This is a genomic window from Microcoleus sp. Pol12A5 (assembly GCF_036701435.1).
Classification (GTDB): Bacteria; Cyanobacteriota; Cyanobacteriia; order Cyanobacteriales; family Microcoleaceae; genus Microcoleus.
In genome coordinates this window covers 37,246-57,502 of the sequence record NZ_JAUBQU010000033.1, presented here as the reverse complement: position 1 = coordinate 57,502, position 20,257 = coordinate 37,246, and the positions used below count along the sequence as shown (strand labels likewise).

The following is a 20,257-nucleotide window of genomic DNA, read 5'->3' as shown; positions in this document are numbered from 1 at the left end:
GTCCTAACCCGATCGAGATCGCCCGGTTTGCAGATGGACGCTACATTGAAGTGAACGACAGTTTCCTCAGCACTTTTAATTACTCTCGCGAACAGGTAATTGGTTTTACAGCAATTGAGTTGAATCTTTGGCTTAATTTAGAAGAAAGTGACAGATACAAACAGCTATTGCAAGAATCAGGAGTGGTTCGCAATCAGGAATTTGATTGTCGTACTTCTTCAGGCGAGGTGAGGAAGATGCTGGTATCAGCAGATATTATTGAGCTGGGTGGAGAAGCGTGTATTCTCTTAGTCACTAACGACATTACCGATCGTCAAAGGGTAGAAGAAGCGCTAAAAGAAAGCGAGGCTAAATACCGTGACTTAGTTGAAACATCGCAGGATATGATTTGGTCAGTTGATGTTGAAGGGCGTTATACCTTCGTCAACGCTGCCGTCCAACAGATTTTTGGCTACAGCCGTGAAGAAATGATAGGGCGAAAATTCAGTGAGTTTCAAATACCTGAACAACTTCCCAAAGATAACGAGATATTCCAACGTATGTTGAATGGAGAGTCCGTATTTCAGTATGAAACCATACAATTAGCTAAAGACAGCAGACCTATCAATCTCCGGTTTAATTCACTTGTAGTGCGGGATTCCGAGGGAAATATTCTAGGAATAACTGGCACAGCCAGCGATATTACGGAGGACAAAAAAGCAGAGGCAGCCTTACAACAAGCCAAAGAAGTTGCAGATGCGGCTAACAAGGCTAAAAGCGAATTTTTATCAAAAATGAGTCACGAATTGCGAACTCCCCTCAATGCAATTCTCGGCTTTACCCAAGTGCTGGGACGCGACCCATCCCTTTCTCACATACAGCAGGAACAGATCGCCATCATTAGTCGTTCTGGCGAGCATTTGCTGACGCTGATTAATGACGTTCTGGAAATGTCTAAAATCGAGGCAGGTCGGATTACATTAAATCCTACTAGCTTTGACCTGTATCACTTGCTCCATTCTCTAGAAGAAATGCTCAAACTCAAAGCTGATTCTAAAGATTTACAGCTCAGTTGGCACATCAATTCTAATATTCCTCAGTATGTAAAAACTGACGAAAGCAAATTGCGTCAAGTCTTAATTAATCTGCTAGGAAATGCGATCAAGTTTACTACGAAGGGAAGTGTCACACTTCGAGTTGCAGCAATTAGTGAGAAACAAAAGTCCCCAAAAGACAACGAACCACGGATTATTACGTTTGAAGTGGAAGACACGGGTCACGGTATTGCTCCTACTGATGTAGATTCTTTATTTGAGCCTTTTGTACAAACGGACGCGGGTCGGAAATCTCAAGAAGGAACTGGGTTGGGTTTACCCATCAGCCGACAATTCGTACAACTGATGGGAGGAGACATTACCGTCAGCAGTACCTTGAATCGAGGAACAATTTTTAGTTTTGATATCCAAATTAGCTCCCCTGAGATGGCTAAAGTTCAACCTCGACAATCAAGAAAGCGGGTAATTGGTTTAGAACCCAATCAACCCTCATATCGCATCTTGGTGGTTGATGATAAATGGGAGAGCCGTTTGCTATTGGTTCATCTTCTCCAACCGCTTGGCTTGGAGGTGCGCGAAGCAGTAAATGGTCAAGAAGCTATTAGAATCTGGGAAACTTGGAAACCTCACCTAATTTGGATGGATATGCAAATGCCTGTGATAGACGGGTATGAGGCTACCAGACAAATTAAAGCCAAGATTAAAGATGAGGCTACCCCGATTGTTGCGTTGACCGCTAGCGCTTTTGAGGAAGAGCGAGCCGTTGTTTTATCATCAGGCTGTGACGATTTTGTAAGCAAGCCTTTCCAAGAAGAAGTTATTTTTGCCAAAATGGCTGAACATTTAGGGGTACAGTATATCTATGAAGATTTACCGAACGTTACATTATCTCAGCTTGGGGGTCAAGACTTGAGTGTAAAAGAAGAAGAAAAAACAGAAAATTTAAAGGCAACTTTGGCAAAAATGCCTGCGGAGTGGTTGAGAAAGTTAGATCGAGGATCTATCGATGCTGATGCCCACCTGATTTTAAGTTTAGTCGCCACAATCCCTGAATCCGATACTTCTTCTGCGGAGGTTCTCACCGATTGGATTCATGATTTTCGATTTGATAAAATTACTGCTTTAATAGAAAAAATTCTTCCATGAACAGCCAGCAATTAGAATCTCATGTTGCCAATCTTTTAGTAGTTGATGATACCCCCGACAACCTGCGTCTTTTATCCATTATGTTGAGCGACAAAGGATATAAAGTTCGGGGCGTAATAAACGGGGCAATGGCTTTAAAAGCAGCGCGTTCAACCCCGCCAGATTTGATTTTGCTGGACATCACGATGCCCCAGATGAATGGGTATGAAGTTTGCCAACACCTAAAAGCGGATAGCAGAACTTCGGGTATCCCAGTTATTTTTTTGAGCGCCCTAGATCAAGTATTAGATAAAGTCAAAGCATTTGCTGTGGGAGGAGTAGACTACATCACCAAGCCATTTCATTTAGAAGAAGTTTTAGCTCGTGTTGAAAATCAACTAACTATTCAACGTTTGCAAAAAAAATTGCACGATCAAAATGCAAGATTGCAGGAGTCCGAGGCTAAAGAGCGGAAGAAATCCCAACAACTAGAGCTGGCTCTACAACAGTTACAAAAGGCACAAGCTCAACTCATCCAAAGCGAGAAAATGTCAAGTTTAGGGAATGTCGTAGCAGGGGTAGCTCACGAAATTAACAATCCGATTAGCTTCATTAAAGGGAACCTCTGCCCCATAACCGAGTACACTGAAGATTTGCTGAGGCTGGTGCAACTCTACGAACAAGATTTTCCTAATCCCACAGCCGCTATCCAGGAACAACTGGAGGCAATCGATTTCACTTTTCTCAGGAAGGACTTGCCGAAGCTAATTGCTTCTATGAGAATAGGAGCTGACCGAATCGGAGAAATCGTGCACTCGCTACGGAATTTTTCCCGACTCGATGAAGCTGAGTTAAAAGCGGTGGATATTCATGAAGGAATTGAAAGTACGCTGATGATTTTGCAGCATCGGCTGAAAGATGAAGCAGACCAAACGATAATTAAAGTTGTAAAAGAGTATGAGGAGCTGCCAAAGATAGAATGTTATGCGGGGCAAATAAATCAGGTTTTTATGAACATCCTGACTAATGCGATTGAGGCGTTGCAGTCACAAAAAAGTTGGGAAAAAGAGGCCGATAATAACAGCCACATCCCTACTATTACTATTTGCACGAAGTTACTCTCCGATTTTCAAGTGGGTATTTATATTACTGATAATGGGCCGGGCATAAAAGAAGAGATTCAACAACGCATTTTTGAACCCTTTTTTACAACGAAGCAAGTGGGCCAAGGAAAGGGTTTGGGATTATCGATCAGCTATGCTATTGTAGTGGACGAGCACGGCGGGCAACTTCGTTGTGTTTCGAGACCTGCTCAAGGGGCGACATTGGTAATCGAAATTCCGATTCACCACTTTAAAAAATATTTTTATGAAGAAGATTTAGGCGGGTTATAAGCCACACTAAAATAAAAGTAGTCAAACATGGTGTAAAATCAGGAATCTTGTTTATTTATGAGTCAGTGTATTTGTAATTTTGAGACAAATTTATATTAATCACAAGTTGATACTCTTAGCCACAGAGTCCGAAATATTTTCCGGCAACGCTCCTTAAATTGCCAACGGTCACCGACTTGTTTTTTTGCATAGCTTATGCACGCACTCTCAAACCCACAATAATAATGATGAATTTCCACCCTCATTTTTTTTCGGCAAAAACCCTAGCAATTGTTTGTGCAATTGCTGCGTTTGTTGTCCTTGGTAGCAAAGTCTTTGCCACAACAATCGGTTATGCACCGCCATTTAAAGAAACCAGCTTTTACAGTACGATGATATCTGCTAATAACGATTTAGCTGACATTTATTATCCTAAACCATCCGATCTTAATTCAGGTAATTACTCTTTCCCCATTGTACTTTTATTGCAAGGTGCGCTTGTAGATAAATCATTTTATTCAGATTACGCTAGCCACGTGGCGCGGTACGGCTTTGTGGTAGTCGTTCCGAACCATTTGCGCCCTTCGCCCTTCAATCCCACTTTACCGCCTAATTTGGCGTCGGAAACTTCGCAAATTGCGGCGGTTTTGTCGCAAATGGCGATCGAAAACACAAACCCCACATCTCCTATTTCGTCTGTTATCGATACGCAGCGCCTTGGTTTATTGGGTCATTCTTTTGGTGGTGCAGTGGGGTTATCTGTGATTGCTAATAAATGCCTCCCAGAATTGTATTTGTGTCAAGAGCCATTTACGCGCCCGAAAGAACTATTAGCGGGTGCATTTTTTGGGGCTAACTTGCGGAATCCCATTGCTAATGAATTTGTACCCATCGCTAATGATGGCATTGCAGTGGGGTTGATTCAAGGATCTATCGATGGTGTCGCCCTGCCCGATCGATCTCAAAGCACTTTTGAGCAAATTCAAACACCACCCAAAGCTTTGATCGCTGTTATGGGTGCAAATCACTTTAGCATCACTAATGTTAATAACCCTGCGGGTGCGAACCCCGATCGCAATACTGCTACCTTAGAGCAAGCCGTGGGTATTGAAACGATCGCCCGTTGGAGCGCCCTGTTTTTGCGGGCACATATGCTTAAAGATCGATCGGCATTTGATTATATTTACTCTCAAGGTGACGCCCTCGATCCGAATGTCCGCGTTACCACCGTTGCAGTTTCCAAACCATCTTCTAAGTAGCTACCTAAAAAAACGTAAGATAGATTAAGGCTAATAGATAGTGTGCGTACAGTTTTATTATTGGGCATCACTTATCTGACAGACCGCGAGCACTATATTTTTTTAACCATCTATGTACAGTAATTCTATGTACATCTAAACGTTCAGCTACATCTGTAAGGCTTTGACTCGCTCCAGTTTTTAACCAATCAAGTGCCTGATTTTTTTGTTTATTAGGTAGAGTTCGCTACTCGGACAGAATTATTTTTAACTCCTCTGCTGTTAAATCAATTCTTTCTGGGTAGTTTACTTTCATAAAGTATTCCTCAAACTTTGTTCTTCATTGTAGCAGTTCTGTTTGGGAAATGATATTTTTAACTAAATTTCCCTTTTCAGTAACGTCAGCCTGCCGCTTAAAGACTAGCAACGTAATATCATCAAACACTTTCTGCTTACCAATATGTTGCCGCACATCTACAATCACCGCATCCTTAACTCCTGCTGCAGACTTGTGCCAATTTTGACTAATTACTTGACACAATTGCTTCAGTCCATACTGCTTTTTGCGGATGTTATAGGCTTCTGGAATCCCATCAGTATAAAGCACCACGCCATCTCCAGGTTCTAGCTCAATCAGGACGTGACTGATGAAGTCTGCGATATCATCATCTAAAGCGATGGGGAAGCCTAACTCCATCGTATCGATGCGCTCAACATCTCCATTTTTTCGCACAACTAGCGTTTCTTCATGCTGACCGCTGATGCTAATGAGTCCTTCGGAGTAGCTCAAAATCGCCAGCGTCAGACTTTTCTCAGAATTCATGCGCTGTACGTTTTTGTAGAGGGTACGGTTGAGTACATCCAAGAATCGAACGGGGTCTAGTTCACGAATTTCTTGCAGGGTGCGAACTGAGGTTTGCGCCATCAGCATCAGAATGCCGCTTTCGAGGCCATGTCCGGTGACATCACCGATCGCCAGTGTGACAACACCATCGATCTGTAGCACGTCGTAGTAGTCACCTCCTACTTCATCAGCGGGTTCCATGTATCCGGCGATATCTAGTCCGTCAATTTCCAGTTCCTCAGGGTTAGGCAAAATCATTTGCTGGATCTGACGCGCCACATTTAATTCTGCACCTAAGCGGAGGTTGTCTACTTTGAGTTTTTCGTTGAGGCTAATGATTTCTTGATTAGCATGAGCGAGTTCTGCTGTTCGTTCTTTAACTTTGTCTTCGAGGGTTTCAAAGGATTCTTGGATTTGCCTCGCCATACTGTTGAACGATCGTGCCAGCAGACCGATTTCGTCTCGCGATCGCATCTTCACACGGATGTCTAACTTACCTGCCGTAAACTGGGCAACCGCTTGGGTTAGGTTAATCACAGGCTTTGTTAATAGTTGTGCGATCGCCAAAGCGATGATAGTTACAATTGTGGCGATGATTGCTAATAAAATAAGTGCATCACGTATTTGTTTTTCTACAGGTGCTAGCGCAACGGCAATGGGTTGTGCGAAAAGAACTGACCAAGGTTTATATTTCAGGCGGGCGATCGCTAACAGGCTCAACTCATTATTACCCCTAGCTGCCAATCGTGTGGTTAGATAGGGCTGCTTAGTGTCTAAAGCTTGCTTGAGGTCGGGCAAATTGATTGCAAATTCTTTCGTTATAGTCTTAGGCAAACGCCCTTCGCGTTGGAGTTTCGCTACAACATTGGGTGACAAAGGCACAATTGATTTGAAAAGGAGTTCAGGTGTAGTGCTATGTGCCAGATGAATATAGTGATCATCTAAAAGAACTGCTAAGGATTTCGCACCTGCGCGTTCAGTTTCCCGAGTCACCAACTGCTGGACAGATGTGGCATTGTATGTGACTCGCAATACACCCAATATATTTCCCTTCGCATCGCGAACAGGACTGCTAAAAAAAAGCGTAGCGAGGTTGGGAATTGTCGTCGATTGCCTAATACTAGAAACAAAAGGTAGTTGAGTTTTGAGCGGTTCTTGGAAGTAATCTTGGCCGGATTCATCTCGTCCGACATCCGGTGTATTCGTATCGAGTACATTCCGTCCCTTTAAGTTGAGCAAGGCATAGGAGATAATATTAAGCATATCTTTGCGACTGAGCCGGGTTAAGGTTTCAGTCGCTAACATCTCTTGGGGACTACCATTTCGCCGTTCTGGAGGTAGGCCCAGATAGGCGGCCAAACCTGGTAAAATCGCTTCTACGCGCACGGCACTGAGATTCCCATCGATAAACCCATCTATTCTGTAAACAGTTTCGTTAGCTGCCGCAAATAGGGATTGTCGTGCGTTGTCGGTCAATGCCTTTTCAGTTGTATTTTTGTCGATAAATGCTAACAACAGCAATGGAATTAGAGCAACGAGGAGAAACGACACGATTAACTTTGTACGAATGCTGTTGAAAAAGGAACGCTTCATGGTTTCAGACTAGGAGGGGGGGTTAAGAAAGAAGAATTGAACAATTTTTCTAGATTGGGAAGGCGCGTCACATTGCCAGCGCGAATAAAAAAGTCCGCATATTTCTTGGCAGTTTTGTAGATATAATTAGGACTGTCTGATTGAAAGAACTTTTGATTTTCGGCAAAGTCAGTGAGGTCTATTCCCTCGAAAGAGATTGTCTTGCTGGGAATATTCAACGCTTTGCTCACGAGCGCGTTTCCTTCGGGAATATTGGCTTCCCAATATGACAAGGCTTGAAACCAGCCTCGCACAAAGGCGCGAATATCTTCGGGGCGATCGCGTATCGCCTCACCCCGAAACGCGATCAAATCCAAAATTAAGCCTGGGGTTTGCTTGCTTGTAAACAAAATTTTTGCCCCTATTTTTAATGCTTCCGAAATATGCGGTTCCCAAGTGTGCCCTGCTTGGATAGCATTGTTTTGTAAGCGCTGGGGAACTTCTAAACCATCAACTTTAACCAGCCTAACATCATCGCTCGTCAGCTTAGAGATTTTCAACATCTCAGTAACGAAGACTTCGCTAAAGCCGCCTAGATTTGCACCAAGCTTTTTTCCTTTCAAGTTAAGAATTCTTTTAATGTCCGATTGCGCGACTACGACATCTGCACCAGTCGATTCATCCACAACCATCACAGCTTGGATATCAGGATTTGTGGCACTCAAGATCATAAAATCTCCCAAGGTTAATCCGATCCCATCATACTTCCCTGCACTGAAATCTGCTTGTTGCAATTGTAAGTAGTCTACATAGCTCAGTTCCACGTCTATCCCTTGCGCTTTGAAGAATCCTTTCTCTTGAGCAATGATGCCAGGCATATGGCCAACAAAAGAGATAAAACTTACTTTCAGGGGAGGAGTTTTTACTTTTAGAGATTCCGGAGAATGACAAGCAAACAGCAGCCCGCAGGTAATAATAATAAAGATGCTGTTGAAAAAGGAGCGCTTCATGGTTTCAGACTATGAGGGGGGGTTAAGAAAGAAGAATTGAACAATGTTTCAAGATTAGGAAGGCGCGTCACATTGCCAGCGCTAATAAAAAAATCTGCATATTTATTGGCGGTTTTGTAGATATAATTAGGACTGTCTGATTGAAATAACTTTTGATTTTCTGCAAGGTTAGTGAGGTCTATTCCCTTGAAAGAGATTGTCTTGATGGGAATATTCAACGCTTTGCTCACGATCGCGTTTCCTTCGGGAATATTTGCTTCCCAATATGACAAGCCTTGAAGCCAGCCTCGCACAAAGGCGCGAATATCTTCGGGGCGATCGCGTATCGCCTCACCCCGAAACGCGACCAAATCTAAAATTAAGCCAGGGGTTTGCTTGCTTGTAAACAGGATATGCGCCCCTAAGTTTAATGCTTCAGAAAGATAAGGTTCCCAAGTGTGTCCTGCTTGGATAGCATTGTTTTGTAAGCGATTGGGAACTTCTAAAGGCTCGACTTTAACCAGGCTAACATCATCGCTCGTCAGTTGAGAGGCTTTCAACATTTCAGTAACGAAAACCTCGCTAAAGCTGCCTAGATTTGCACCAAGCTTTTTTCCTTTCAAGTTAGGGATTGTTTTAATCTCCGATTGCGCGACTACCACATCTGCACCTGTCGATTCATCCAAAACCATCACAGCTTGCATATCAGGATTGGTGGCGCTCAAGATCACCAAATCCCCCAAAGTCAATCCGATCGCATCATACTTCCCTGCACTGAAATCCGCGTCTTGCAATTGTGAGTAGTCTACATAGCTGAGTTCCACGTCTACCCCTTGCGCTTTGAAGAATCCTTTCTCTTGAGCAATGATTAGAGGTGTATAGCCAACAAAAGGGACACAAGATACTTTTAGGGGAGGACGTTTTACTTTTAGAGATTCCGGGGAATGACAAGCAAACAGCAACCAGCCGATAATAATTAATATACAGATGTAATTGAGTAGTTTAGACATACTAGCTAGAGCATTCCTGGTGTAGAAAAGGCGACTGATATTTTCTTGAACCCGATCGACCTAAGTGCATCGTCCGCAATCGCCGCTAAACCTGTTCCGGTGGCTATATCTAGAACAAGCTTGCCCGATCGCACTTTTGCCACTTCTACTAACCGAGTTGCAGCTTGTTTGTGCAATTCATTCTCGTAGCCTGGAGGGTTGTTGCAGTCATTGAGAATCTCCTGTTTGTAGGCACTTAGCGAGTCAGTCATGCCGAATTACTGGTTGAACTTTCTACTTTAGCAAAGTCTTTGACCTCAATTAAGAAATCAATAATCGGTTTTGCATAAATGCTCGGTATCGCTGTGCTACCGATATGGTGAACGGTGACCGCCTTTTCTCCCATTGCTAATGCAATCTGTTTTGACTCTTTAAGGAAGGTAATTCGCCATCCTAGATCGTGGGGAACTACTTCTACTTTTCGGAAGTTTTTAAAGTTAGGCAAAGACATAATATTTACCTGTTAGCTAAATATTATTTGGCACGACAGTTACTATTTTATCAGCTCTATCGGCTCACCAGAAACTCTAAAATATAAAAGATAAAATTTCAAAGCGAAATAGTTTTTACCAAAACTCAATTTGAATCGGGGTTTTTAAAGTGGCAGCATATTCAGGAACAGGCTTTCGGGCCTGTTCCACAATAAAGATGATTAGGAGTTAAGTACGTGCAAGTTATCGAGCATGGTTTTAGCAGTTGCGATCCAGTCGGGTAACTCGGGCGATATCGCGTATACCCAAACGATCGCGTGTAGCTGTCGCATTTTACGGTACGGTTCCAGAGTGGCAAAGTCGGGCGCATTCGGATAAGCGGCCATCCCCTCATCGTCGAGGTTAATCAAGTCCCAGGCGATAGAACCGGTGCAAGTGTCCTCAAAATCGTTCCACAGCAATCCTTTCGCAGTTGGAATTAAATTTAAGGCATGGGCATCTCCGTGCAGCGGCTGCAACACGCTGACTGAATTGCTTAACTCCCCAAGCAGGCGATGGTAAGTTGTTTGCAGCAGCGTCAGGTCACTTTTCGGCAGAATATTGCCAAGCTTTTCGAGCCTTTCGAGCCCGCGCGGAATATCGTTGAGGGGCGGCGCCAGCAGCGGGTAATCGCCCGGGTAATCGCGCAGAACCGCGTGCAGTTCAGCTTGCATTCGTCCGACTGTCGCCCCATCGGGCAAAGCATCAGAGATTGGTTCAAAGTAGCGCCAGAAGCTCATCGTCAAACCGTCGCAATGGTGGGGAACCGGGGGTAAAAAATCGCTGGGAGGGACTACAGGAGCGCCTTTGGCAGCCAGAAAGGCGACGACAGAGAGTTCGCGGGCCAACCAAGACTCGACTGGCGATCGCAGTACGGGGGTTAGGGTAGCGATCCGAGCCACAATGGGTGCAGGTTTCAGGTGAACTCGCACGGAATAGGTGTCAGCAAGCACGTGGGGGTCGTTTACCCGAATGTCGGCTGCAGAGGCAACAGACACCGATGCTGCGACGGCGCGGGCTGTAAGTTCGGGGTGATCGAATTCTGTCGATGGCATAAGCGGCACATTAAAACTGGTTCGCAGTTGCCCGCAGCCGGCGAGTCAACGCGCAACTGCGAACCTACTTTTTTGTATTATATTGTAATACAAAAGCTCGCACTCGCAACGCAGAGAGCATGAGGGAGCTTCCGCGATACAATCTGTGTTTGGTAAAGAATTTTTACAAGTTCACAGCCCATTACAGCCTTTGCGGCTTGTACTACCCAACCTGCCTGAAAATATGGATTTTGCTACTCTTGCTGCCCAGCTAAATGCTGGAACTATCTTGCCAGAGGGAATTGTCATCATCACCCTCTTGGTGGTTCTCGTCGGCGATTTAATCGTAGGCCGCAGTTCCTCGGGTTGGACTCCCTACGTTGCCGTTGCGGGTTTGCTGGCCGCCGTCGCTGCCTTGTGTTTGCAGTGGGATAACACGGATACCATCTCGTTTCTGGGCGGTTTTAACAGCGATGCCTTGAGTTTAGTGTTTCGCGGGATTATCGCTTTGAGTGCGGCTGTCACTATTTTGATATCCGTCCGCTATGTACTGCAAACTGGTACTGCTTTAGCGGAATTCATCGGCATTTTGCTTAGCGCTACTTTGGGGGGAATGTTCCTCAGCGGCGCTGATGAATTGGTGATGATTTTTATTTCGTTGGAAACTCTGAGTATCTCGTCTTATTTGCTGACAGGTTACACAAAACGCGACCCGCGTTCCAATGAAGCTGCTTTGAAATATTTGTTAATTGGGGCTTCTTCTTCGGCGGTGTTTCTCTACGGGATTTCGCTGCTGTACGGGTTGTCTGGCGGCGAAACGAAGTTAAGTGCGATCGCGGCTAACCTTTCTACCGTGAATGAAGGTCAATCTCTCGGTTTGGTGATTGCTTTGGTTTTTGCGATCGCCGGAATCGCCTTCAAAATCTCTGCGGTTCCCTTCCACCAATGGACTCCTGACGTTTACGAAGGTTCTCCTACACCCGTTGTTGCCTTCCTTTCTGTCGGTTCCAAAGCAGCCGGTTTTGCCCTAGCAATCCGCTTGTTAACAAGTGCTTTCCCCGCACTTACCGAACAGTGGCACTTCGTGTTCACGGCCTTAGCCATTCTCAGCATGGTGTTAGGAAATGTGGTTGCCCTCGCCCAGACTAGCATGAAGCGGCTTTTGGCTTATTCGTCGATCGCCCAAGCCGGTTTTGTAATGCTGGGTTTGATTGCAGGAACAGAAGCCGGTTACTCCAGCATGATATTTTATCTGTTGGTTTACCTGTTTATGAACTTGGGTGCTTTCGCCTGCATCATCTTGTTCTCGCTGCGGACTGGAACCGACCAAATTAGCGAATACTCAGGTTTGTACCAAAAAGACCCGCTGTTAACTTTAGCCTTAAGTATTTGCCTGCTTTCTCTCGGTGGAATTCCGCCCCTGGCTGGATTTTTCGGCAAAATCTATCTGTTCTGGGCCGGCTGGCAAGCAGGACTTTACGGCTTAGTTATTCTGGGATTAGTTACCAGCGTAGTTTCGATTTACTACTACATCCGCGTTGTCAAGATGATGGTAGTAAAAGAACCTCAAGAAATGTCAGACGCGGTAAAAAATTATCCCGAAGTTCGCTGGAACCTTCAGGGAATGCGGCCTTTGCAAGTCAGCGTTGTACTCACTTTGGTTGCGACAACTTTGGCGGGAATTTTATCGAATCCTTTGTTTAATTTGGCAAATGATGCTATTACCAAAACTCCCATGTTACAGTCGGCATTGAGTCATGTGAAACCTGTTGTGGGTGCGAAAATCGAATCGAATTTGGTGTCTCGCCGGGATTGATTTTTCCTGGTTTTGAAATAGTGGAAAACGCCTGACTCTTTGAAGTTGGGCGTTTTTTTTTGTTGTGATATACTGTTAATTAGGATTTTCAACCGCAGATGTAGCCAGATTAACGCAGATTAACGCAGAGAAAAGTTAGTACAGAGGCAACAATGTTAGTACAAAGTAAGGCAAAGTTTTATACTCCAGATGAGTACCGGGAGTTAGAGAAAACTGCTGAGTTTAGAAATGAATACCGCGATGGAGAAATTGTACAAAGGAGTGGTGTCAGTATTAATCACACCCAGATAATCGGTAATATTTATGCGTTCTTAAAATCTGCTTTGCGGAGAAAGAATGCCCGACCATTTACGAGCGATTTGCGGTTGTGGATTCCTCGGTATCGACGCGGGACTTATCCAGATGTGATGGTAGTTGAAGGAGAATTAGTTTGCACAGAGGGACGGAAAGATGAAATACTCAATCCTGTGCTGATTGTGCAAGTGCTTTCTAAGTCTACCAAGGATTTCGATCGGGAGGATAAGTTTCGGTTTTATCGATCGATCCCTGAATTCCGTGAATATGTGTTAGTCAATCAATCTGAGTTTTTAGTCGCACAATATATTAAAACCGAATCAAATGAATGGTTGTTTCGGGAATATGAGGGGGAATCAGCAATAGTTTCCTTCGCTTCAGTGGAAGTGCAAATGTCGATGCTCGATATTTATGAGCTGGTTGTATTTGAAAGCCCGGAAACAGAAGTGCAGCAATAAAATTCATGCTGTGGGGTGATGCAATGTCTAGCTTGGTAACAGTAAAATAATAATAATTTGGTTGGTGGTAAGGACTTTAGTCTTCTAATTTTTATGAGGGAAGATATGGATAACTACCGAATTGTCGAAACTTTTACCGAAAACCAGGTTTCCGACTTGATGGATTTGTATAAAAACGAGTTTTGGAGCGACAAGCGGAGGCGGGAGGATGTTCTGAAAATGCTGGCTTCTACTGATGTTACCATTGGTTTGGTCGATGAGTGCGATCGGCTAATTGGCTTTACCCGAGTCATTACCGATTTTGTCTACAGAGCCATGATTTTTGATGTGATTGTCAAGCCGACACACAGAAAATGTGGACTGGGTAAGGTGTTGATGGATGCAGTGTTAAATCATCGCGAACTGCAAGCAGTGGAGAGTTTCGCTCTTAATTGTTTGCCGAACATGATGCCGTTTTACGAGCGTTGGGGTTTCACAGATGATGTGGGCGAAATGAAGTTTATGCGGCGAACAACAGGCTGAACTCAGCCCCTTGAAATCCCCAATTTTTCTCGAATTACATCTTCTTTGAAACCTACTAAAACAGCCGTTCCATCTTTAACGAAAAGAGGACGTTTCAGCAGCATCGCATCCTTTGCAAAAGCCTCTACCCACTGTTCGCTAGTCCAATTTTTCTTGTCATCGCCCAAAGCGCGGTAAGATTGACCGGAAGTATTTCGCATGGGTTGAAAACCCAAAGCAGCTACCCAGTTTTGAATTGTTTCGCGAGTCGGCGGCTGTTCTTTGGTGTTAATGAACTCGTAATTCACATCGCTATCTTTGAGCCAGTGGAAAGCTTTTTTGCAGGTTCCGCAGTTCGGGATTCCGTAAACTTGAATTGACATAATAATGACTACTAACTAATGACTACTGACTAATCTAGCTTGTTGAACCCATTTTTGCACGCGATCGACTGAAGGAGTCAAGTCATTGCGCTGCATTGTCGCTACGTGCAGCCTTAAAACTTGTTGGTGTAATCTCTCCACGGGCATTTCAGCCAATTGAGCCGGCGAAGCAACGCCCGCGTGCAGTAACAGCCCGCAATACTGACACCCTACACTTGGAATTCGAGCCAAATTTGCCATCGCTACCCATTTATTAACATATTGAATGTTAATCTGTAATTGATGGGCTAGCAACATTTTCGCAGCCGGTGTTTTCGTCATGCGAATTAGTTGTCCGGTTGTGGTGATGCTGCACTCTTCCAGTTGAGATTGGTTTTCCTTGCTCAATCCCGGTAAGTGTGCGATCGGCCAATCGCGTACTTGCGCTGAAGTTTGAGGAACTTTGTGAGAAATTTTCATGTTTTTTCAGTGAACTTTACTTATACTTTAAAGTCTAAAATATCAAACAGTCAATAGAGGCGATCGATCGCGTCACCCAATCAACAAAAACCCGACCAAGGAATTTGACTAATTGCGGATGTTGTGACATTTCTGCTAATTGCCTGCAAAGTAGCACTTTTAGCCTGTTTTTCCTGACTGTGGTTCAGGCTTACTGCTTAACCAAATCATCCCGGCGATGACGACAAAGACTATAGAAAAGACAGCATATAAATGCTAGCAAAAAATTAGATAAAGATGAGAGTTTTCTCAAAAATGTCTGCCAAGTTGGCAGTCTTAATTTTAGTGGTTTAATGCTAAAAATGCAAAAACTTCCCCTGACTGCAAACCCAACTCAAACTTATCGGTTTCTACCCATGAAAATTACAGAAGGTTATGATTTGTTAACTAATACTCTACACCAACGGCGGCAAAAACTGGCTAATTTAATTAATTTTCCGGTAATTTTATGGTCGGGGCGCAGCATTCCTCGCAATTATCCGGCACTTACTTATCCCTTTCGTGCCAGCAGTCACTTTCTATATTTTGCTGGTTTGCCCTTAGAAAATGCTGCCATTCGCTTAGAGTCGGGGAAATTAGAATTGTTCTTAGATGACGCACCTGCTAGCAGCACTCTTTGGCACGGAGAAATGCCGAAAAGAGCAGAAATTGCCGAACTAATTGGGGCTGATGCTGCTTTCCCAATGGCCGAATTGAAAGCCCGATCGATCAATGCAGCAACGATCGCTATTCAGGATTCTTGGACTCAGTTGCAACAGTCTCAAATTCTAGATCGCCCTCTGGCACCGCCCAACTCGCCAACCGGAATCGACCTAGAATTAACTCAGGCGATCGTATCTCTGCGCCTGAGCCACGATGCAGCCAGTTTGGCCGAATTGCGTCAAGCTGCGGCTGTCACCGTAGAAGCTCACAAAGCGGGAATGGTGGCCACTCGAAATGCTCAAATTGAAGCAGGGGTGCGCGCTGCAATGGAAAGTGTCATCATCTCCAAAAATATGACCTATGCCTATCCTAGTATCGTGACTGTGCATGGAGAAGTGCTGCACAGCGAACATTATCACAATCCCCTACAAGCCGGAGACTTGTTGTTAGCAGATGTCGGTGCGGAAACATCCACGGGATGGGCGGCTGATGTGACTCGCACTTGGCCGGTTTCTGGCAAGTTTTCTCCGACTCAAAGAGCAATTTATGATGTAGTTTTGGCAGCACACGATGCTTGTATTGATAAAGTTAGTCCGGGGGTGGAATATCAAGACATTCATCTGTTAGCTGCTCGAATTATGGCAGAAGGATTGCTTGATTTGGGAATCTTGCGGGGCAATGTTGAAGATTTGGTGGAAATGGATGCTCACGCGCTATTTTTTGTACACGGTATCGGACATTTAATCGGTTTGGATGTTCACGATATGGAAGATTTAGGAGATTTGGCTGGCTATGAAGAAGGAAGAACCAGAAGCAGTCGGTTTGGGTTGGGATTTTTGCGGCTGAATAGAGTTTTGCGTCCGGGAATGCTGGTATCGATCGAACCGGGATTTTATCAAGTTCCGGCCATCTTAAATAACCCAGAAAACCGTGCCAAATATGAAGATTTTGTTAACTGGGAGGAGTTGGAAAAATTTGCAGATGTGCGGGGGATACGCATAGAAGATGATATACTTGTCAGCGAAAAGGGTAGAGAAGTATTGACAGGCGAATTGCCCACAAAAGCTCCGGAGATTGAGGAGTTAGTTGCGGTAAATACGTAAGTAGAGCCGAGTTCGATCGCACATACGCAGTTCCATCAGGTGTGAAAAAAGATAAAGATGAATAAAGGTTGGTCAAGAAATCTTTTGATATTAGTTAAAAAAGTGGTCTCGCAAGTCAGAAAATTCGCAGCACTCATACTTCCACGCATGGTTCGTAAACCTATATCCTCGCGACCTCCGATGCAAGCTGCACCTTTGCCCAGCAACGAAGAAGAGAGGCTAGAAGCACTTCATCGCTACGACATTCTAGATACAGAGGCCGAAGCAGCTTTTGACGATCTCACAGCTTTAGCCTCGTATATTTGCGGCACTCCTATTGCTTTAGTAAGCTTAATAGATTCTAACAGACAGTGGTTTAAATCAAAAGTCGGTCTGGAAGCGCCAGAAACTCCGAGAGAGTCAGCTTTTTGCGCCCACGCTATTTTAAATCCCAACCAATTGCTAGTTGTACCCAATGCTTTAGATGACGATCGCTTTGCCGCCAATCCGCTAGTAACTTCCAATCCAAATATTCGGTTTTATGCTGGCGCGCCGCTAGTAACTCCTGACGGTTATCCGATCGGCACTTTGTGCGCGATAGATACAATTCCTCGTAATCTCACCCCACAACAGCTAGAAGCGCTGCGGACTTTAGGACGGCAAATTATCAACCACATGGAGTTGCGAATCAATCTGACTAAATTAAAGCGCGCACAGATCAAGAACAAACAAGTAGAAGAAAAACTCCGTTCTACAGACGAGCAAATTGTCAATTTTTTAGAAGGAATGAGCGATGCTTTTTTTGCTTTTGACACGCAGTGGCGATTTACTTACGTCAATTACAAAGGATCGCAATTTTTGAAGCGCTCGCAGGAAGAACTTTACGGTAAAAATTTTTGGGAAGAGTTTCCCGAATTCGTGAATTCTGATTTTTATAAAGAGTATCATGAAGCTGTAGCCAAACAAATTGGAGTGGCTTTTGAAAAATATTATCGTCCCTTAAAAGTGTGGCTGGAAGTCCGGGTTTTTCCTTCTCACGACGGCATTTCTGTGTTTTTTCATGACATAACTAAGCGCAGGCAGATGGAATCTGCACTCAGGAAAGAACAGAAAAAAACTGAAAGTTTACTGTTAAATATTTTGCCAGAACCGATCGCCCACAGGTTGAAGTCTAAACCGGGGGTAATAGCAGACAAGTTTGAAAAAGCAACAATTCTTTTTGCTGACTTGGTGAATTTTACCCAGATTTCTACTACTATGTCCGCCACTAAATTAGTATACTTACTGAATGAAATTTTCTCAGCTTTTGACCAACTGAGTGAGAAGCACGGCTTAGAAAAAATCAAGACGATCGGGGATGCTTACATGGTCGCAGCCGGTATTCCCATTGAACGTCCAGACCACGCAGAGGCGATCGCCGAAATGGCGCTGGATATGCTAGCAGCAATTAAGGAATTAAATGTGAAGCTAGACGCGACATTTGACCTCCGCATCGGGATTAATAGCGGGCCGGTGGTAGCGGGGGTAATCGGCACTAAAAAATTCATTTACGATTTGTGGGGAAATGCGGTGAATACAGCCAGCCGCATGGAATCTCACGGCATAACAGGTCGCATTCAAGTCAGCCACTATACTTATGAGCTGCTCCAGGATAAATATGAATTTGAAGATCGTGGCGAGATCGAGATTAAAGGTAAAGGGGAAATGCAGACTTATTTGCTGATGGGTAGAAAAATAGCAAGCGAGCTCAAAATCTCAGAGTAAATAAAACTAAGACTGGAAAGTACCTGATTGTTGAGGGAAACTCCGGAGGCTGCGATTAATCGCCTATTCGGCGCGATCGCCCTGTGGCAGAACGGCTGCTGCAGATCAACCAAATAAGATTATGCTATAGACAGAGATATCGGAGCAATCCTAGGCGCGGTACTCGACGTTATAAAAATACTAAGTTGAAGTCGTCGGAGCCTTTAATAATGGTTCAATTTCATATTCAAACAGATAGCGATATTCCAGCATCCACCCAACTATTCAATCAAATCAGGTTCGCGATCGCCTCGCGACAATTTCCGCCCGGACACCGCTTGCCCAGCACCAGACAGCTAGCCATGCAGACAGGTTTGCACCGCAACACCATCAGCAAAGTATACCGCCAGCTCGAAAATACCGGACTCGTAGAAGCGCAAGCAGGATCCGGCATTTACGTCCGCGCTCAAGGCAACGAAGTTGTAGGCAACAAACACAAATCTCCGATCCTCGAAGAATATCCCCTTGCCAACAAAATAGTGCAAGGAAGTATCGATAAACTGCTGGAACAGGGCTGTACGCTCAACCAAGCGAGGGAATTATTTTTGGCCGAAATTGACTGGCGGCTCAGGTGCAGCGCCCGCGTGGTCGTCACAGCCCCTACAGAAGACATCGGCGTGGGTGAACTGATGGCGAAAGAACTCGAACAAGCTCTTCGCATTCCCATACAGTTAGTCCCGATGGAACAGCTAGGTACTTTTTTGGATCAAATTTCTTCGGGAACTGTGATCACGAGTCGATATTTTATCGGAGAAGCAGAATCGATTTCGGCACCGCGTTCGGTGCGAGTTATTCCCGTAGACATCTACGACTACAGCCAGGAAATCCAGTTAGTGGGGGGTTTGCCGAAAGACAGTTATTTGGGTCTCGTCAGCCTGAGTCCGGGAATGCTGCGATCGACCGAAGTCATCATCCACAGCATCCGGGGAGAGGATTTACTGGTGATGACGGCCTTGGTGTCGGACGAGTACAAGATTAACTCGATCGTGCGATCGGCCAGAACAATTTTTTGCGACCAACCGAGTTTTGCTACAGTAAAAGCTGCCATCAATGCGGCTAGAGAAGATATTATTCGTCCCCCGCAACTGATATGCTCCGAAAATTACATCGGATCTAAGTCGATTAATTTGCTCAAGCGCGAGTTGGGCTTGGGGTGACGAAGGAAGAAGGAAGAAGGAAGAAGGAAGAGGGAAGAAGGAAGAAGGAAGAAAAACAATTCAACTTTTTTAAGTTACCAATCCCAATGCCCAATGCCCCAATCCCAATTCCCTGTTTGGCCAATGCCCAATGCCCAATGCCCAATTACCAATTACCAATTATCTATGACAATTGAAATCCAACCTTCAATTAATGTTAAAACGGCGATCGAAAGCCGCCGCGCCGCCCGCAGCTTCAAACCAGATCCGATTCCCCCAGCAATATTGGCAGAGATTTTGCGGTTGGGAGTGCGATCGCCCTCTGGTTACAATTTGCAGCCTTGGCGGTTTATCGTACTTCAAGACCCAGCCAGCAAACAAAAATTAAAAGCTTGCGCCTTCGATCAGCGCCAAGTGGTAGAAGCCCCAGTAGTATTAATCTGTTGTGGCGATCGACGCGCCGCCGGATCCAAAAACACCGAAGCCGTCATCGAATTGGGCAAAGCCACAGGGGCAATGAATGAGAATTTAGCCGGTTATATGCGACAAGCAATCCCGCAATTGTTCGAGAACCGTCCCTGCTTCGACTCCCTAGAAGCTTGGACAAACAGGCATACAATGCTCGCAGTAGCCCACTTAATGATTGCAGCTAAAAGTTTTGGGGTAGACAGTTGTCCGATGGAAGGTTTTGTCAGCGCTAAGGTGAAAGAAGCCTTTCAAATTCCCGAAGAAGTAGATGTTTGCTGTTTGCTGCCACTTGGTTATGCAGCAGAACCTTTCAAACAATATGGCGGACGTTTTGAGGTCACTCAAGTTTATTACAGCGAAAGTTATGGGCAGGCTTTGCAAGCTGAGATTTGAGAGTTAAGATTTTGTTGCAACTTGAATTTTAAGAGTTAAGGCTTGGAATGAATCG

Annotated in this window: 18 protein-coding genes and 1 pseudogene; 10 read left to right on the top strand and 9 right to left on the bottom strand. The window is 44.7% G+C overall.

Annotated features, from left to right (window positions below):
- The 3 genes from QUA45_RS11825 to QUA45_RS11815 all read left to right on the top strand — a co-directional run.
- A partial coding sequence (locus QUA45_RS11825) for a PAS domain S-box protein (protein ID WP_333220814.1) occupies window positions 1-2,180 on the top strand: 2,180 nt, incomplete at its 5' end.
- Window positions 2,177-3,553: a response regulator gene (locus tag QUA45_RS11820; RefSeq protein ID WP_333095027.1), complete on the top strand. Its 1,377-nt coding sequence runs from the start codon at window positions 2,177-2,179 to the stop codon at window positions 3,551-3,553. The genes QUA45_RS11825 and QUA45_RS11820, both read left to right, overlap by 4 nt.
- A 224-nt stretch (window positions 3,554-3,777) precedes the next feature.
- On the top strand, window positions 3,778-4,791 hold the full coding sequence (locus QUA45_RS11815) for a poly(ethylene terephthalate) hydrolase family protein (RefSeq protein WP_333220812.1): 1,014 nt from the start codon (window positions 3,778-3,780) through the stop codon (window positions 4,789-4,791).
- Between the two features lie 67 nt (window positions 4,792-4,858).
- Here QUA45_RS11815 and QUA45_RS11810 read toward each other — a convergent pair.
- From QUA45_RS11810 to QUA45_RS11780, 7 genes and pseudogenes are all read right to left on the bottom strand, one after another.
- Window positions 4,859-4,948 (bottom strand): annotated as a pseudogene (locus tag QUA45_RS11810) (helix-turn-helix domain-containing protein); the annotation flags it as partial.
- 162 nt (window positions 4,949-5,110) lie between these two features.
- Complete coding sequence (locus QUA45_RS11805) at window positions 5,111-7,207, bottom strand: SpoIIE family protein phosphatase (RefSeq protein ID WP_333095029.1); 2,097 nt, start codon at window positions 7,205-7,207, stop codon at window positions 5,111-5,113.
- Entirely contained in the window at window positions 7,204-8,196 is a 993-nt protein-coding gene (locus QUA45_RS11800; RefSeq protein WP_333095031.1) for an ABC transporter substrate-binding protein, read from the bottom strand. Before QUA45_RS11800 ends, QUA45_RS11805 begins: the two co-directional genes overlap by 4 nt.
- Window positions 8,193-9,185, bottom strand: a complete 993-nt coding sequence (locus QUA45_RS11795; protein ID WP_333095032.1) for an ABC transporter substrate-binding protein — start codon at window positions 9,183-9,185, stop codon at window positions 8,193-8,195. Before QUA45_RS11795 ends, QUA45_RS11800 begins: the two co-directional genes overlap by 4 nt.
- A gap of 5 nt (window positions 9,186-9,190) precedes the next feature.
- Window positions 9,191-9,436, bottom strand: coding sequence for a hypothetical protein (locus QUA45_RS11790; RefSeq protein ID WP_333095033.1), 246 nt, complete (start codon window positions 9,434-9,436; stop codon window positions 9,191-9,193).
- Window positions 9,433-9,675: a GrpB family protein gene (locus QUA45_RS11785; protein WP_333220810.1), complete on the bottom strand. Its 243-nt coding sequence runs from the start codon at window positions 9,673-9,675 to the stop codon at window positions 9,433-9,435. The genes QUA45_RS11790 and QUA45_RS11785 overlap by 4 nt, the downstream gene beginning before the upstream one ends.
- A 201-nt stretch (window positions 9,676-9,876) precedes the next feature.
- Window positions 9,877-10,749 carry a hypothetical protein gene (locus QUA45_RS11780; RefSeq protein ID WP_333220808.1) on the bottom strand — a complete coding sequence of 291 codons (873 nt, stop codon included), beginning with the start codon at window positions 10,747-10,749 and terminating at the stop codon, window positions 9,877-9,879.
- A 223-nt stretch (window positions 10,750-10,972) separates the two neighbouring features.
- On the opposite strand from QUA45_RS11780, the gene QUA45_RS11775 reads away from it, so the two are divergent.
- From QUA45_RS11775 to QUA45_RS11765, 3 genes are all read left to right on the top strand, one after another.
- Window positions 10,973-12,544 (top strand): NAD(P)H-quinone oxidoreductase subunit N, encoded by a 1,572-nt coding sequence (locus tag QUA45_RS11775; protein WP_333220816.1) that lies wholly within the window; start codon window positions 10,973-10,975, stop codon window positions 12,542-12,544.
- Between the two features lie 152 nt (window positions 12,545-12,696).
- Entirely contained in the window at window positions 12,697-13,296 is a 600-nt protein-coding gene (locus tag QUA45_RS11770) for a Uma2 family endonuclease (RefSeq protein ID WP_333220807.1), read from the top strand.
- A gap of 105 nt (window positions 13,297-13,401) precedes the next feature.
- Window positions 13,402-13,818: a GNAT family N-acetyltransferase gene (locus QUA45_RS11765; RefSeq protein WP_333095041.1), complete on the top strand. Its 417-nt coding sequence runs from the start codon at window positions 13,402-13,404 to the stop codon at window positions 13,816-13,818.
- Between the two features lie 2 nt (window positions 13,819-13,820).
- On the opposite strand, the gene QUA45_RS11760 is transcribed toward QUA45_RS11765, so the two are convergent.
- The gene (locus tag QUA45_RS11760; protein WP_333095043.1) at window positions 13,821-14,180 is read right to left on the bottom strand and encodes a Spx/MgsR family RNA polymerase-binding regulatory protein; all 360 of its coding nucleotides are present in this window, start codon (window positions 14,178-14,180) and stop codon (window positions 13,821-13,823) included.
- A gap of 15 nt (window positions 14,181-14,195) precedes the next feature.
- Complete coding sequence (locus QUA45_RS11755) at window positions 14,196-14,639, bottom strand: DUF4332 domain-containing protein (RefSeq protein ID WP_333095044.1); 444 nt, start codon at window positions 14,637-14,639, stop codon at window positions 14,196-14,198.
- 395 nt (window positions 14,640-15,034) lie between these two features.
- On the opposite strand from QUA45_RS11755, the gene QUA45_RS11750 reads away from it, so the two are divergent.
- From QUA45_RS11750 to QUA45_RS11735, 4 genes are all read left to right on the top strand, one after another.
- Window positions 15,035-16,423, top strand: a complete 1,389-nt coding sequence (locus QUA45_RS11750) for an aminopeptidase P family protein (protein WP_333220805.1) — start codon at window positions 15,035-15,037, stop codon at window positions 16,421-16,423.
- 180 nt (window positions 16,424-16,603) lie between these two features.
- Entirely contained in the window at window positions 16,604-18,166 is a 1,563-nt protein-coding gene (locus QUA45_RS11745; RefSeq protein WP_333220803.1) for an adenylate/guanylate cyclase domain-containing protein, read from the top strand.
- 209 nt (window positions 18,167-18,375) lie between these two features.
- Complete coding sequence (locus QUA45_RS11740; protein ID WP_333041052.1) at window positions 18,376-19,362, top strand: GntR family transcriptional regulator; 987 nt, start codon at window positions 18,376-18,378, stop codon at window positions 19,360-19,362.
- Between the two features lie 165 nt (window positions 19,363-19,527).
- On the top strand, window positions 19,528-20,202 hold the full coding sequence (locus QUA45_RS11735; RefSeq protein WP_333095047.1) for a nitroreductase family protein: 675 nt from the start codon (window positions 19,528-19,530) through the stop codon (window positions 20,200-20,202).
- Window positions 20,203-20,257 lie beyond the last annotated feature (55 nt).

Excerpts from the sequence above, each read along its gene's own strand:
- QUA45_RS11820 (WP_333095027.1), top strand. The coding sequence starts at position 2,177 with ATGAACAGCCAGCAATTAGAATCTCATGTTGCCAATCTTTTAGTAGTT.
- QUA45_RS11815 (WP_333220812.1), top strand. The coding sequence starts at position 3,778 with ATGATGAATTTCCACCCTCATTTTTTTTCGGCAAAAACCCTAGCAATT.
- QUA45_RS11805 (WP_333095029.1), bottom strand. The coding sequence starts at position 7,207 with ATGAAGCGTTCCTTTTTCAACAGCATTCGTACAAAGTTAATCGTGTCG.
- QUA45_RS11800 (WP_333095031.1), bottom strand. The coding sequence starts at position 8,196 with ATGAAGCGCTCCTTTTTCAACAGCATCTTTATTATTATTACCTGCGGG.
- QUA45_RS11795 (WP_333095032.1), bottom strand. The coding sequence starts at position 9,185 with ATGTCTAAACTACTCAATTACATCTGTATATTAATTATTATCGGCTGG.
- QUA45_RS11790 (WP_333095033.1), bottom strand. The coding sequence starts at position 9,436 with ATGACTGACTCGCTAAGTGCCTACAAACAGGAGATTCTCAATGACTGC.
- QUA45_RS11785 (WP_333220810.1), bottom strand. The coding sequence starts at position 9,675 with ATGTCTTTGCCTAACTTTAAAAACTTCCGAAAAGTAGAAGTAGTTCCC.
- QUA45_RS11780 (WP_333220808.1), bottom strand. The coding sequence starts at position 10,749 with ATGCCATCGACAGAATTCGATCACCCCGAACTTACAGCCCGCGCCGTC.
- QUA45_RS11775 (WP_333220816.1), top strand. The coding sequence starts at position 10,973 with ATGGATTTTGCTACTCTTGCTGCCCAGCTAAATGCTGGAACTATCTTG.
- QUA45_RS11770 (WP_333220807.1), top strand. The coding sequence starts at position 12,697 with ATGTTAGTACAAAGTAAGGCAAAGTTTTATACTCCAGATGAGTACCGG.
- QUA45_RS11765 (WP_333095041.1), top strand. The coding sequence starts at position 13,402 with ATGGATAACTACCGAATTGTCGAAACTTTTACCGAAAACCAGGTTTCC.
- QUA45_RS11760 (WP_333095043.1), bottom strand. The coding sequence starts at position 14,180 with ATGTCAATTCAAGTTTACGGAATCCCGAACTGCGGAACCTGCAAAAAA.
- QUA45_RS11755 (WP_333095044.1), bottom strand. The coding sequence starts at position 14,639 with ATGAAAATTTCTCACAAAGTTCCTCAAACTTCAGCGCAAGTACGCGAT.
- QUA45_RS11750 (WP_333220805.1), top strand. The coding sequence starts at position 15,035 with ATGAAAATTACAGAAGGTTATGATTTGTTAACTAATACTCTACACCAA.
- QUA45_RS11745 (WP_333220803.1), top strand. The coding sequence starts at position 16,604 with ATGCAAGCTGCACCTTTGCCCAGCAACGAAGAAGAGAGGCTAGAAGCA.
- QUA45_RS11740 (WP_333041052.1), top strand. The coding sequence starts at position 18,376 with ATGGTTCAATTTCATATTCAAACAGATAGCGATATTCCAGCATCCACC.
- QUA45_RS11735 (WP_333095047.1), top strand. The coding sequence starts at position 19,528 with ATGACAATTGAAATCCAACCTTCAATTAATGTTAAAACGGCGATCGAA.